This is a genomic window from Pseudophaeobacter sp. 1A16562, assembly GCF_041008785.1.
Classification (GTDB): Bacteria; Pseudomonadota; Alphaproteobacteria; order Rhodobacterales; family Rhodobacteraceae; genus Phycobacter; species Phycobacter gallaeciensis_A.
Genome location: NZ_JAXGFT010000009.1, coordinates 61,660 through 75,459, shown reverse-complemented (window position 1 = coordinate 75,459; position 13,800 = coordinate 61,660). Strand labels below are relative to the sequence as shown.

The 13,800-nt window shown below is 61.3% G+C and carries 15 protein-coding genes; 11 read left to right on the top strand and 4 right to left on the bottom strand.

Features of this window, described 5'->3' with window-relative positions; all coding sequences use genetic code 11:
* The first annotated feature begins 163 nt into the window (after positions 1-163).
* Positions 164-1,657 (top strand): methyl-accepting chemotaxis protein, encoded by a 1,494-nt coding sequence (locus SM764_RS13805; RefSeq protein WP_368948080.1) that lies wholly within the window; start codon positions 164-166, stop codon positions 1,655-1,657.
* A 124-nt stretch (positions 1,658-1,781) separates the two neighbouring features.
* On the opposite strand, the gene SM764_RS13800 is transcribed toward SM764_RS13805, so the two are convergent.
* The 4 genes from SM764_RS13800 to SM764_RS13785 form a co-directional block, all read right to left on the bottom strand.
* Positions 1,782-3,083, bottom strand: coding sequence for an MFS transporter (locus SM764_RS13800; protein WP_274829071.1), 1,302 nt, complete (start codon positions 3,081-3,083; stop codon positions 1,782-1,784).
* A 74-nt stretch (positions 3,084-3,157) separates the two neighbouring features.
* Positions 3,158-4,303: an ABC transporter permease gene (locus SM764_RS13795; RefSeq protein ID WP_065270505.1), complete on the bottom strand. Its 1,146-nt coding sequence runs from the start codon at positions 4,301-4,303 to the stop codon at positions 3,158-3,160.
* Positions 4,300-5,238 (bottom strand): ABC transporter ATP-binding protein, encoded by a 939-nt coding sequence (locus tag SM764_RS13790; protein ID WP_369002051.1) that lies wholly within the window; start codon positions 5,236-5,238, stop codon positions 4,300-4,302. The genes SM764_RS13795 and SM764_RS13790 overlap by 4 nt, the downstream gene beginning before the upstream one ends.
* A complete protein-coding gene (locus tag SM764_RS13785; protein WP_369002050.1) occupies positions 5,235-6,194 on the bottom strand; it encodes an HlyD family secretion protein in 960 nt (319 codons plus the stop codon). Before SM764_RS13785 ends, SM764_RS13790 begins: the two co-directional genes overlap by 4 nt.
* Before the next feature lie 218 nt (positions 6,195-6,412).
* On the opposite strand from SM764_RS13785, the gene SM764_RS13780 reads away from it, so the two are divergent.
* From SM764_RS13780 to SM764_RS13735, 10 genes are read left to right on the top strand one after another with little or no spacing between them, the layout of a single operon-like run.
* Positions 6,413-7,288 carry a universal stress protein gene (locus SM764_RS13780; RefSeq protein WP_369002049.1) on the top strand — a complete coding sequence of 292 codons (876 nt, stop codon included), beginning with the start codon at positions 6,413-6,415 and terminating at the stop codon, positions 7,286-7,288.
* A 1-nt stretch (position 7,289) separates the two neighbouring features.
* The gene (gene atpD, locus SM764_RS13775; protein ID WP_369002048.1) at positions 7,290-8,744 is read left to right on the top strand and encodes a F0F1 ATP synthase subunit beta; all 1,455 of its coding nucleotides are present in this window, start codon (positions 7,290-7,292) and stop codon (positions 8,742-8,744) included.
* Positions 8,741-9,199 (top strand): F0F1 ATP synthase subunit epsilon, encoded by a 459-nt coding sequence (locus tag SM764_RS13770; protein WP_369002047.1) that lies wholly within the window; start codon positions 8,741-8,743, stop codon positions 9,197-9,199. Before atpD ends, SM764_RS13770 begins: the two co-directional genes overlap by 4 nt.
* Positions 9,196-9,483 carry an AtpZ/AtpI family protein gene (locus tag SM764_RS13765; RefSeq protein WP_065270499.1) on the top strand — a complete coding sequence of 96 codons (288 nt, stop codon included), beginning with the start codon at positions 9,196-9,198 and terminating at the stop codon, positions 9,481-9,483. Before SM764_RS13770 ends, SM764_RS13765 begins: the two co-directional genes overlap by 4 nt.
* A complete protein-coding gene (locus SM764_RS13760; RefSeq protein WP_369002046.1) occupies positions 9,480-9,767 on the top strand; it encodes an N-ATPase subunit AtpR in 288 nt (95 codons plus the stop codon). The genes SM764_RS13765 and SM764_RS13760 overlap by 4 nt, the downstream gene beginning before the upstream one ends.
* A complete protein-coding gene (atpB, locus tag SM764_RS13755) occupies positions 9,767-10,435 on the top strand; it encodes a F0F1 ATP synthase subunit A (RefSeq protein ID WP_369002045.1) in 669 nt (222 codons plus the stop codon). The genes SM764_RS13760 and atpB overlap by 1 nt, the downstream gene beginning before the upstream one ends.
* 13 nt (positions 10,436-10,448) lie before the next feature.
* Entirely contained in the window at positions 10,449-10,694 is a 246-nt protein-coding gene (locus tag SM764_RS13750) for a F0F1 ATP synthase subunit C (RefSeq protein WP_065270496.1), read from the top strand.
* 2 nt (positions 10,695-10,696) lie between these two features.
* On the top strand, positions 10,697-11,431 hold the full coding sequence (locus SM764_RS13745) for a F0F1 ATP synthase subunit delta (protein WP_369002044.1): 735 nt from the start codon (positions 10,697-10,699) through the stop codon (positions 11,429-11,431).
* Positions 11,432-11,434: 3 nt separating this feature from the next.
* Complete coding sequence (locus tag SM764_RS13740; RefSeq protein ID WP_065270494.1) at positions 11,435-12,979, top strand: F0F1 ATP synthase subunit alpha; 1,545 nt, start codon at positions 11,435-11,437, stop codon at positions 12,977-12,979.
* Positions 12,933-13,790 carry a F0F1 ATP synthase subunit gamma gene (locus SM764_RS13735; RefSeq protein ID WP_369002043.1) on the top strand — a complete coding sequence of 286 codons (858 nt, stop codon included), beginning with the start codon at positions 12,933-12,935 and terminating at the stop codon, positions 13,788-13,790. Before SM764_RS13740 ends, SM764_RS13735 begins: the two co-directional genes overlap by 47 nt.
* Positions 13,791-13,800 lie beyond the last annotated feature (10 nt).

Below are 13,800 nucleotides of genomic sequence, written 5' to 3'. Positions count from 1 at the left end.
GCGCGCTTGATTACGCCTTTTGGATGTTACAGCCACGCATCTGCACTTTTGATCGGAGAAACACAATTGTCTAAATCTTAAATATTGAAGGCGCTAATTCCGCAAATTCATCGTGAAAAATTGTATCACGATGAGATCTTGTAAATTGTAGTGAGGACAAACAATGGTGCGTGACACTCAGGATACCCTTGCAAAGTTTGCTTTGACGGGGAACGACCACGAACAATTGGTTCGGGCTGGCAAGATGGTCATGCCGATCCTTGATGATGCCCTCGAACATTTTTATTCGTTCGCGGTCGCAGATCCCGAGATCGCGCAATTCTTTCCGGACGACAGCGTGATGGACCACGCCCGGTCCGCGCAAAAAAAGCACTGGCAGCGGCTTCTGTCCGGTACCTTTGACGAGGCCTACTTCGCCTCAGCGGAACGTGTCGGCACGGTGCATTTCAAGATCCAGTTGCCCTTTTCGATGTACCTCTCCGGCTATTCGCGGGCCAATGCATATATCCAGCAGCGCTTGCTGGAACGCTCTGGGGCGCTTTTGGGTAAATTCGCCAAGCGTAAACATGGGGAAATCCTTGGCACATTGACCCGTGCCTTTGCCTTTGACACCTATCAGGTGATTGAGGCCTATTTCGCGGCGCAGAAGGCAGAACAGGACACGGCGTTTAAGTATCTGAGTGACGGAATTAAGCGGATGTCGGAACGGGATCTGTCGCAGAGCATCCCCGGCCCGGATGAAAGCGATTACCCCGCGCGGTATGATCAGGTGCGCCAGTCGTTCAACGAGTTGATGGGCTCTATGCGGGATATCATCGTTACCATTCAGGATTCGACCGGCAATCTGAACCGCGTAGCCAGCGAGGTGAGCCAGTCTGCTGGGGATCTGTCCCGCCGGACCGAAACCCAGGCGGCGACGCTGGAGGAAACCGCCGCGGCGGTGGAAGAGATCAACAACAGCATGCGGTCCTCAACAGAATCGACGTCAAAGACCGAAGAGGTGGTTCTCGTCACCCGGAACAACGCCGCAACAGGAAATGAGGTCGCCGAACAGGCGGTCCTGAAAATGCGCGAGATTTCGGAGTCATCGGTGCAGATTTCCCAGATCATCAGCGTCATCGACGACATCGCCTTCCAGACCAACCTGCTGGCGCTGAATGCCGGGGTCGAGGCGGCCCGTGCAGGCGATGCCGGTCGTGGCTTTGCCGTGGTAGCCTCCGAGGTGCGGGGACTGGCGCAGCGTGCCGCCAATTCCGCAAAAGAGATCAAAAGCCTCGTGACGTCCAGCACGCAGCATGTCGATGCAGGCGTCGCGATGGTGGATCAGGCGGGGGCCGCGCTTACCAGTATCGTTCAGGAGATTGAGACGGTTTCGGGGCTGACGGCAGATATCGTCAACTCGGCGCGGGCTCAATCGACAGGCCTGTCTGAGATTTCGGTTGGCGTCTCGCAGCTTGATACCGTGACGCAGCAGAATGCGGCCATGGTCGAGGAAACGGCTGCCGCCATCATGTCCCTGCAGCAGGATACACAGGTCCTGTCGGATCTGGTCGGAACCTTCCGGGTGTCAGGGAACGCACCAGTGCCTATCGGAGTCTCCAGGGCGGGCCTGTCGGAGGCTCCGTTGGAGTTGCTGCCGCGCGCAGTCGGGTACTGAGGCTCATGCCCGGCCTGTAGACCGTGGGGGGCGGAGAACAGCCCGAAAGAGGGCGCCCGTCAACCTGCGACGCTTGATCGGCGCGAACTCTGCGGACAAGCCTCGCAGGTTGACGGCGCTTGCCTCAGCGCAACGCGGCACGGCTGCGGTCCGGGACGAAGGCCAGGCATAACACTGCGAGTGCGCAGGCCAGCATCATGTAAAGCCCGGGGGCGGTTGCGATCCCGGTGCTGGCGATCAAGCTGGTTGCGATCATTGGCGTGAGGCCCCCGAACACGCCGACCCCCAGGTTGAACGCAACCGAATATCCAGACAGGCGATCCTCTTCGGGGAACATCTCTACGAACAACGCCGGGCCAGAGCCAAGCGGAACCGACAGCAGGGCGAAGGCAAGCACATGGAACAGCACGACCGGCAGCATCGCGCCACCAGATCGCAGCATCCAAAGGTGCATTGGCCAGCTCAAGAGACCCAGCCCCAATAGTGCCACGGCGATCCACGTGCGCCGGGCGAGGAACCTGTCCCCGACGATGGCGCCAAGCGGCATCAGGGGGATGACCAGAATCGTCATGGCGGTGTTGATGGTCAAGGCTGTGCTGCGCTCCACCAAGTTCTGACCTGACAGCCATTCCGGCAGGTAGACGAAGGTGATGTAAAAGCACGTCCCATAGCTGGCAGCAAAACCCAGCGCGAGGAGGGTTTCTTTCAGGTTGGTGGTGAAGGCCTGCAAGAGGGGAGAGGTTTCCTCGCGTGCGGCGTCATGTTGGCCGAAACGTTCGGATCCATGCAGGTTGCGCCGCATCAGGATGGCGGTAACGCCAAGCAATGCTCCGCCCAGAAACGGAAGGCGCCAGGCGCCGTCCTGCATGGTTTGCGCATCAAACAGGGTAGTGACCAGCGCGGCCGCGCCGACACCCAGGAGCGATCCAGTCATGGAGCCGATATTCGCCCAGCTGCCGGTAAGACCGCGCCGTCCCGTCGGTGCGGTTTCAACCAGATAGGTCGCAGAGGAGGAAAACTCGCCTCCGACAGAAATGCCCTGCAGGATCCGCACCAGAACCAGCAGCACCGGTGCCAGAACGCCGACCTGCGCATAGGTTGGCAGCAAGCCGAGCAACAGGGTCGGAAGCGCCATCATAGCTACCGAGATCTGCATGGTGCGTGCGCGCCCATAGCGATCTCCGAACCAGCCAAAGACCGCCGCCCCGAGTGGCCGCATCAGAAAGCCGGCCGCGAAGATACCGTAGGTAGCGATCAGGCCTGCGGTCGGGTCTTGGGATGGAAAGAACACCGGCGCGATAATGCCCGCCAGGTAGCCGTAAAGCGCAAAGTCGTACCATTCCACGACGTTGCCGATAAAGCCCGCCATAATGCGGTGCCTGAGTTCGGGGTCTTGAATTGCGCCGGTCTGTTGCTGCACGATCATCGGCCTTGATCCGCTCCTTTGGCGTGTTTCGACATCGCCCTTCTCTGCGGTGTCATGTTTCCAAGCATCTGCATTCAATCAAGCCTTTTCCTGAACCGCAGCGATGCAATGGTCATTCCCAGCACCGCAAAGCCGATCAACCAGGCCGCGTCGGGCAGAACGTCGGCCAATCCGGCATCGCGTAGAAAGACGCCGCGGATGATCCGCAGAAAATGCGTGACCGGCAGCAGATCGGCCAGGCGCTGCGCGCCTTCCGGCATGCCCTCGTAGGGAAACATGAACCCCGACAAAAGGATCGAGGGCAGCAGCACGAAAATCGTCATCTGCATCGCCTGAAGCTGGTTCTTGGCAATCGTGGAGATGACCAGCCCAAGCGACAGACTCGCGATGATGAAAAGCAGGGTCACCACCAGCAAGGTCCAGACCGACGCGGTGGTGGTGACCGAAAACAAGGCCCATCCAAGCCCGAGGATGATGGTAACCTGTATCAGGCCGATCCCGACGAAGGGCACGATCTTCCCGATCATCAGCTCCAGCGGACGGATGGGGGTCGCGATGAGCATCTCCATATTGCCCCGTTCGGATTCGCGTACGATTGCCGCGGCGGTGAACATGATCATCGTCATCGTCAGGATGATCCCGACCAGACCGGGCACGATATTGACCACGGTTCGTTGCTCGGGGTTGTAAAACAAGGCGACTTCAAAGGTGGGGGTGGGACGGGTCGATGGTTGGCGCAGCAGCGCCTCAAGCGGCATGGTGCGCAGGGACCGGATCGCGCCGGCCACCAGCGTGTCCGACCCATCCGCGATCCATTGGGCGACGGGGCGCGCGGTGGTGTCCGTTGCGCCCTGGGAAAACCGTGCGCCCACCGCCGGATTGCGGACAAGGCGCTGGCTGACGTCCTTCGGAATGATGAAGGCCGCTCGGACTTCGGCCCGCATGATCGCGCCTTCGGCCTCGGCCACCGTGGCGAACCGGCTTTCAAAGCGGACCACCTGCGTGGCCTCTACCATCTGCACCAGCGCGCGGCTGACGTCCGTATTGCTCTGATCGACGATGGCGGCGGGGATGTGGCGCACCTCCGTGTTGATCGCATAGCCGAACAGGACCAGCTGGATCAGCGGGATCATCACAATCATGCCAAAGGTCAGCCGGTCCCGACGCAGTTGCAGTAACTCCTTGCGGATGATGGCGAGGATATGTCGGTAGGAGATCACGCCGCCCTCTCCGCGGCTCTTTCCCCTGTGGCCAGCACGAACACGTCCTCAAGGTTGGGGCGCGTGAGCTGCGTTTGGATCTCCGCAAACTCCGCAACGGCCGCTGCCACCGTCGCTTGCGGATCATCGGTTTCCGGGGCGACAAGCACACGCAGCCGCGATCCGACCTGCGCCACCGACAAAATACCTGTGGTGGTCGAAAGATGGCGGCGAACGGGCCTCAGGTCCGGACCCGAGACTTCGATGACGCGCCCCTGCACACGCGCCATCAGATTACGCGGTGCACCTTCAGCCCGTTTTCGTCCCTGATCCAGGATCGCGATTTGGTGGCAGCGTTCGGCTTCATCCATCAGGTGGGTGGACACGATGATCGTGGTTCCGCCTTCGACCAGATCAAACAGCTGTTCCCAGAAACTGCGCCGTGTTTCCGGATCGACCGCGGCAGTGGGCTCATCCAGAAACAACAACTCGGGCCGGTGCAGAACCGTCGCGGCCAGCGCAAGACGCTGGCGCTGCCCCCCGCTCATCTCACCGGCAAATTTATCGGCCTGCGCGGCCAGATCGTAGGTATCCAGCAGCTCTTTGATCCGGGCGCGTTTTCGGCGGCCGCCGAAATCGTGGATATCGGCGATGAAGCCGAGGTTCTCCAGAACGGTCAGGTCGCGGTAATGCGTGAAACCCTGCGTCATATATCCGATGTGGCGTTTGAGCGGTTCTGCATTGCCCGGAAGCCGCGTACCCAGAACCAGAGCCTCACCGGCGGTGGGTTTCAGCAAACCAAGCAGCATGCGCATGGCGGTCGTTTTGCCCGATCCGTTTGGGCCCAGCAGGCCGTAGACCGTACCTTTGGTGATCTTCAAATCAACCTTGTCGACCGCCGTCTTGGTCCCGAACATGCGGGTCAGCCCATGGGTTTCCACGACAACTCCGCTCATGGCAGATAGGCCGTCACGGGCAATCCGACCGGAAGATCACCGGCCTGCGGTGGCATGTCCACTTCGGCCATATAGACAAGGCGGCTGCGCTGTTCCTTGTTCAAGGCGTAATAGGGCGTGAAGGCAGGCTCGGACTTGATCCAGCGGACGGTGCCGGAAAAGCGGCCCTCGATCCCATCGACCTCAACCTGCACTTCTGCGCCGATCTTGAGGCCTGCCCGGGCGGGTTCCGGAACATAGATTCGGGCAAAGGGTCGATCATCCGTCAACAGGATTGCCACCGGGCTGCCCATCGGCACACGCTCTCCAAGGCTCCAGGGCAGGTTGTCGAGAATGCCATCACGGGATGCGACGATTGTGAGGTTCTGCAGCCGGATCCGCTCGGCAGCGACCTGCGCATCGGCTGCTCTCAGCTTGGCCTCGGCAATGCGAATGTCCTCTTCGCGCGCGCCGGTTTCGATTTCCAGCAAGGTCTGTTCGGCGCTTTGCAGTTCCGCCAGGGCGGCATTGCGCCGCGCGATGTCCTGATCAAGGCTGGCCTGCGTGATCGTCCCGCGTTTCAGCAACTGGCTGTTGCGCTCGACCGTACTCTGCGCCTCGTGATAGACGGCCCGGGTTCCATCGACCCGGGATTGTGCAATCGCGATTTCTTCCTCGCGCGCGCCGGTTTGCAGCCGCTCCAGATCGGCCTGCGCCTGCGCCCGGTTTGCCAGCGTCACATCAAGGTTGGCTTGCGCCAGCCTGTCATCAAGTTGGACTAGAACCGTCCCCGCCGTCACGCTCTGACCTTCGGCGACGGGCAATTCGGTTATGATCTCGTTGGCGGTCGCGGTGAGAGCAACGCGTTCGCGCGCAAGCACGCCCAGCGCCACATGCGTATCGGGTCCCTGACAAGACGGAATTAGAAAAGGCAGGGCGAAGAGCGCCCGTGTAGCCTGCACCATGAAACTCATCATTGCGATGCCGGTCTCCCCGTCATGACAGTCTCAGCCAGTCTGCACATGTTTTGAACGTCAGGTACATAGGCGCGACCATAGGAACGGCGGCAGCTGCGATCCCTGATTTATGTCAAAGCGTAGGCGCAGGACCGCTTTATCGTCGGTCGGGAATTGGAGGCGATCCCAGTTTTTTGGTGGTCTCCTGGGATAAGGCCGCGTCGGTAAAGGGACAAAACATGGCAATGCGGAACATCGTGATGCCGATTGCACCGGGGCGCTATGACCCGTCAAGCCTGAGCCGGGCCATCACCCTGGCCAAGCGTCTGCCCTGCCATCTGGATGTGGTCTTTCTGCTTCCGGACCCGAAAGAGACATTCATCTATACGGGCATTGAGCCGACCGAACAGGACGGTCCTTTGTCCGACATCCGAGACCGCATGGAAGATCACGGGCGCAGCGCGGCCGAGGCGTCGCGCCGGTTGTTTGCCAAGCTACGTAAGGAGGCCGGGTTGGAGCTGCGGCAAAAACCGTCGCTCGCGTCGACTGCCAGCGGCGCATGGCACCGGATCAAGGGGGAGCCGCAGGAGTTGATCACCCCCCTGGCCAGACGCGCAGATGCGACGATCTTTACGCCTGAGACCGCCAGATACACTCTGATGGCGGATAATGTTCTGGAGGCTGCCTTGTTGCGGTCAGGGCGCCCGGTGCTCTATCTGCCGGGGGAAGACGGCCAGCAGGCAGATATGTCCCGCGTCATGATTGCCTGGGATGGCAGCAGCGCCTGCGTGCGGGCGATCTCGGCCTGGCTCGCCAGTGGTTTGCCGTTGCAGGAGGTTTTTCTCGTGCACGCGGCGGACCCGCATGAGGACCAGCCGAACAGCGACAGTATCCGCGACCATCTTGCCTGGCACGGTGTTCCCTGCACGGTCGAGACCCGCCGCAAGGGCGCCGAGCCCGTCGGTGCCGTGTTGGCAGAAGCCGCAGTCGATCTGCACTGCGGGCTGATCGTCATGGGTGGATATGGTCATTTCCGCAGCTGGGAGGCGATTTTCGGAGGCGTCACGCGCTATATGATACACCATGCCCAACGTTCTCTGTTTATGATGCATTGAGATGAGCGAGACCGCAGCAGATATCCGGACACCCTCGCCAAGCGACAGCACAGGCGTGCAGGGAGCCGTCTCCCGCATTGACGGCTCCGTCATTGAGGTGCGCTTTGCAGAGGGCGATTTGCCAGAGATCAATAGCGCGCTTGAGGTACAGTGGGACCGCCCGAGCAAACTGTTGCTGGAGGTGCAACAACACGCCGACCCGACCCATGTGCGCTGCGTTGCCATTCATGAAACGGCGGGGCTGGCTTGCGGAATGCCTGTCCTGGCGACCGGCAGCCCGATCACTGTGCCAGTTGGAGAGCAGGTGTTGGGCCGTATGATCAATGTGGTCGGAGAGACGATCGACAAGGGGCCGGACCTGCCCGAAAGCACGCCACGCCGCGGCATTCACCGGCGCGCGCCGCTATTGTCGGTACAGAATGCAGGCACCGAGGTTTTTTCGAGCGGGATCAAGCTGATCGACCTTCTTGCTCCGCTTGCACGCGGCGGAAAGGCCGCCATGTTCGGTGGCGCCGGGGTTGGCAAGACTGTTCTGATCATGGAACTGATCCGCTCCATCGCTGACCGTTACAAGGGGCAATCGGTCTTTGCTGGGGTCGGTGAGCGGTCCCGCGAGGGACATGAGCTGTGGCTCGACCTCAAACGCTCCGGCGTGATCGACAGAACGGTTCTGGTCTTTGGTCAGATGAACGAGCCACCCGGTGCGCGCTGGCGCGTGGCGCTCTCTGCCCTCACCGTTGCCGAGTATTTCCGAGATGAAATGGCGCAGGACGTCTTGTTCCTGATCGACAATGTTTTTCGCTTTGTTCAGGCCGGTTCAGAGGTCTCGGGTCTGCTGGGGCGTTTGCCGTCGCGCGTGGGCTATCAGCCAACGCTGGCGACGGAAATCGCAGAGCTGGAGGAACGGATTGCCTCGGTCCGCAGCGCAGCGGTTACCTCGATCCAGGCGGTCTATGTTCCGGCCGATGATTTTACCGATCCGGCGGTCGCGGAAACCTTCACCCATCTCGACAGTGCCATCGTGCTCAGCCGGGACATGGCCAGCGAAGGTCTGTATCCCGCGATTGATCCGCTCGCCTCAAGCTCATCGCTCCACGATCCCCTGATTATCGGTCAGCGCCACTATGATACGGCCGAGCGGGTACGGCGCCTGATCGAGCAGTACAGGGAACTGCAGGAGATCATCTCGCTGCTCGGGATCGACGAGCTGAGCGCGACGGACCGGCAGGCCGTCGGGCGCGCGCGGCGCCTTATCCGGTTCATGACGCAGCCGTTTGTCGTGACCTCACAATTTACCGGACGGGCCGGGGTCTCGGTCAGTCTTGAAGACACGCTGACCGGATGCGAGTCCATTCTGGACGGCGAGACCGACGATTGGGACGAAAGCGCGCTTTATATGGTGGGCACGCTGGAAGACGCCCGGGCGGCGCAAGCCAAGTTGCGGCAGAGCACATGAAACTTGTCGTCGCCACCCCTACGGAGATTGTCGAGGAGGTCGATGACATCGTCTCGGTCCGTGCAAGCGACGATACCGGCGCCTTTGGTATCCAGCCCGGACATGCGGATTTCCTGACGGTCCTGCCAATTTCGGTTGTCAGCTGGCGGACCAAGACGCGTTCCGGAGTGGTTGTCATCCGGGGCGGTATCCTCACGGTGCAGGGCGGGAGCAGGATCGACATCGCCGCCCGCGGCGCCTGGCGCGAGGATCAGCTTTCCGATCTCGGGTCCAGCGCGATTGCGGAATTGCAGCGCGAGGACAGCGACGAAGATGTGACGCGCAAATCCGAACACCGCCTGCATCTGGCCACGATGCGCCAGATCGAACGGTTGCTGCGGGGCGCGCGCAAGGAGACGACCACGCCACGACTGGACGCCGGGGCCAGCCTGGGGGCAGGGGAGGCGCGATCATGAGCGATCCGGACAACAACGAACGCGATGAAATGCTGAAGGTCATCCGCACAACCCAGGACCGGCGCCAGAAATGGCAGGAGGAGGGCGAACGTCCCCTGTGGAAGAACCTTTCGATGATCGGCGCGCTGGGCTGGCTCATCGTCGCGCCAACGCTGCTCGGCGTTTTTTTGGGCCGGTGGCTTGATAGCAAGCTGGGCACCGGTGTTACTTTCAGCGGCGCCCTGACATTTGCGGGCGCCTGTTTCGGCTTTTTCCTTGCATGGCACAGGATGAATGAGAAATGACATTATACCTTTTGTTGAGCCAACTCCTGAACCTGCTTCCCTGGCTGCTTGCGGGCCTTGTCCTGGGAGCTGTCTATTTTGTCCTTTTAGGGCGGACGGTTGCAGCAATCGAAGCTGATGCGGGATGGCGCCGCGCGGCGGTGTTCGTTGGCCTGCGGTTGGTGCTGGCAACCGGGGCATTCGCATTGGCGGCCATGCAGGGCACGGCGCCGCTGATCCTGACGCTGCTGGGGTTCATCGCGGCGCGCATGATCGCCATCCGGCGGGTCAAAGGACAGGGCTGATGGACACGAGCCCGCTGCTGCCCGATATCCTGTTTCACATCGGCCCGGTGCCGATCAGCCGCGCCGTGGTCACGACCTGGGCGTTGATGCTGGCCATGGCAGCGTTCCTGCGCATCGCGTTACGCAGACCCGCCCATGATGCCGGCCCTGTTCAGGCGGCGCTCGAAGTTGTGCTGCTCGCTATCGTGAAACAGCTGCGCGAGATCCTCGGGCGTGATCCCTGGCCCTTCCTGCCGCTGCTTGGGTCACTATTTCTGTTCCTCTGCCTTGCCAATCTTGCGGCTGTGCTGCCCGGTGCCACACCGCCCACCGGACATATTGAGACGCCCGCCGCGCTGGCATTGATCGTCTTCCTGTCGGTGCATTTCTACGGTCTGAAGATTCGCGGCACGGGGCCATATCTGCGGCACTATCTGGAGCCGAGCCCGCTTCTTCTGCCGCTGAATATCCTGTCGGAGCTGACGCGGACCTTTTCGCTGATGATCCGCCTGTTCGGCAACATGATGAGCCACGAGTTCGTCCTGGCCATCGTGGTGTTTCTGACCGGCCTACTGGTTCCGGTCCCGTTTCTGCTGCTCGGGATCCTGATCGGGATAATCCAGGCCTACATCTTCACCGTTCTCGCCGCCGTCTACATCGCTGCCGCTGTCGGCGCGGTCGAGACATAAGGAAAGGGAAATCATGGACTATATCGAACATGTCAGCGTCATCGGAGCGGCGGTCGCCGTGTCATTTGGTGCGATCATGCCCGCCTACAGCGAGGGGCGTGCCATCGCTGCGGCGATGGAGGCAATTTCCCGGCAACCAGAGGCCGCCGCGACATTATCGCGGACGCTGTTTGTCGGCCTCGCCATGATCGAAACCATGGCGATCTACTGTCTCGTCATCGCGCTGCTGCTTCTTTACGCCAATCCGTTTGTGGGCTGAGAATGCAGATCGACTGGTGGACACTGGGACTTCAGACGGTCAACTTCCTGATCGTCATCTGGCTTCTGAGCCGGTTCCTTTATCGTCCGATCCGCAGGATCATCGAAGAGCGTGAAGCGGCGGACAAGGCCGCAAGCGATGCGGCCAAGGACAAACTGGAAGAAGCGCAGGCCGTCCGGCGCACCTATGAGGACAAGACTGCGCAGCTTGCCGCAGAGCGGCAGGAACGGGAAGCCGCCTTTCACAAATCCCTAGAGGCCGAAAGGGATAAACGCCTTGAGGCGGCGCGCAAAGAGGCAGCGCAGCTGCTGACGGATGCGCGTGCAAAAATCGAAGAGGACAAACATCAGGCGCTGCAATCGCTCAAACATCAGATTGAGGCGCTTGCGACAGATCTGGCGCGGGTGGCGCTTCGTGGTCCCTGTACAGTTTCGGAAACGCTTGCGCAGGTTCAGGCCCATCTTGACGGTCTGGCACAGGTCGATCTCGACACGCTCAAGGTCGACCTGCAGGCCAAGGATGCTGCAATGACCGTGGTGATGGCTCATGGCCTCTCGGATGAGGAGAAGGCGGCCTGGAATGCCTGCCTGTCCAAGTATTTCGGGGCGGACGTAGCCGTGGTTTTCACTGAAAAGGCCGAGATCCTTGGCGGGGCGGAATTGCATTTCCCACATGCCGCCCTGCGGTTTTCCGTGGCCGACCGGCTGAAACGCGCCGCGCAGTCGCTGGAGGTCTGAGCCATGGTTCTGGAAACCCCGCTTTCTGATTGGATATCCGGCGCCCGCGACCGGCTGGAGCAGACCCGTCTTGCGCCTGAGCTGGAGCAGGTCGGACGCGTAGAGCAGATCGGGGACGGTGTCGCGCATGTTTCGGGATTGGGGCAGACGCGTCTTGATGAGCTTTTGCGTTTTGAGGATGGCAGCATGGGAATGGCGATGACCATCGCCGAAGACAGCCTGGGCTGCGTGCTGCTGTCGCCCTACGAGGAAATCACCGCAGGCAGCCGGGTCTTCAACACTGGAACCATCGCACGGGTTCCGGTTGGCGATGGGCTGCTGGGGCGTATCATATCACCGCTTGGAGAACCTCTGGATGGTGGGCCGCCGGTTGTCGCGGCGCGGTATGATCCGATCGAAAAACCTGCGCCTGGCATCGTTGATCGTGATCTTGTCACCGAACCCTTGCTGACTGGCCTGACCGTGGTCGACGCGATGATTCCCCTTGGGCGGGGGCAGCGCCAGCTCATCATCGGGGACCGGAAGACGGGGAAGACCTCGATCGCGGTCGATACGATCATCAATCAGCGCGACACCGATGTCGTCTGCATCTACGCCTCCATCGGGCAGAAAAGCTCGACCGTGTCGCGCGTGGTCGAATCCATCCGCGCGCATGGGGCAATTGATCGCTGCATCTTCGTTGTGGGGGCCGCTGATGCCGCGCCCGGGGCGCAGTGGATCACCCCCTTTGCGGCCTGTAGCATCGCCGAATATTTTCGCGACCGGGGCCAGCATGCGCTGCTGGTGATGGACGACCTGACCAAACATGCGATGGTCTACCGACAATTGTCGCTTCTGCTGCGCAAGCCCCCGGGGCGCGAGGCCTATCCCGGCGATGTCTTCTACCTGCATTCGCGTTTGCTGGAACGGGCTGCGAAACTGGCGCCCGATCTTGGTGGCGGCTCGCTGACGGCCCTGCCGATTGCGGAAACGCAGGCCGAGAACCTGACCGCCTATATTCCCACCAACCTGATCTCGATCACCGATGGGCAGATCATCGTGGGGCAGAAACTGTTCTATGAGGGGCAAAAGCCCGCGGTGAACGTCGGATTGAGTGTCAGTCGCGTCGGTGGCGCCACGCAGGCCAAGGCGATCAAGTCTCTCGCCCAATCGCTGAAGCTGGACTACGCGCAATACCTTGAGCTGGAAATCTTCACCCGTTTTGGTGCGATGGTGGATGACAAGACTGCCAGAACCATCGCTCATGGCCGTCGGTTAAGGGCGATCCTCGCGCAGCCCGAGTACCAGCCCTTGCCGCTGTCGCTGCAGGTTGCCCTGTTGCTGGCCATATCCGACGGCATGCTGGATGAGATGCCGCTGCCGGATATTCCCAAGTTTCGGGAGATGCTGGCGCAGCGCCTGCCAAGCCAGCGCCCCAATGTGGTAGCCGAAATAGACAAAACGCATGCGCTTTCTGATGAGGCGCGCGATGCGCTGCGTGAGTTCGCGAGGTCCTGCGCGGATGAGTTCAACCGCATCCACCGCGCTGAGGGCGCGTCAGGTGGTTGAACTTGCCCGCATAGAGGCCCGGCTCGAAAGCCTCGGGCAGCTTGGCGTTCTGGTCACGGCGATGCGATCCATGGCGGCTGTGCGGGCACGCGAAGCTCAGGAGGCGCTGATCGGCACACAGGCTTTCTGTGCCACGGTGGACCGCGCGATCGCGAGCCTCAGCCAATTGCCCGGGCGCAAGACACCAGACGAGACTGGCGCGCCAGTCCTGCTGGTGATCACCTCGGAAAACGGATTCGTGGGCGGCTTCAACACGCGCATCATGGAGCATGTGCAAGAGATCCGCATGCCAGAAGAGAGGCTTGTGCTGATCGGGCGGCGTGGTCAGATCCTTGCGGGCGAGATGCACATGCAGCCGGAGATCGCGCTGCCGATGACTTCGCGGGTGAGCGGTGTGACGCAACTTGCGCGGCGGGCGACCAACCGGGTGATGGGAGCGACACACGCGCGGGTGGTCTTTGCCCAGCATGAGAAAAGCGGCACCTACGCGGTCGTGCATCGCTCTGTCCTGCCGCTCGCGGCAGATCCCCCGCAGAAAGCCGCTGCTGCGCCGCCGTTGCACCATTTGCCCACGCCGGAGTTGCTGGACCGGCTCGCGGGGGAATATCTCTTTGCCGAGATCGCCCATGCATTGATGGAAAGCCTTGCCTGTGAAAACAATGTGCGGCTGCTGACCATGGATGCGGCGACGCGCAATATCGACTCCCGTTTCGACAAGTTGCGCAGAGAGGAACGGCAGGCCCTGCAGGAGCAGACGACATCGGACATGCTCGATGTCATCGTTGGCTCCGAGGCGGTCGAAGGCAAATAACGCCGACAGG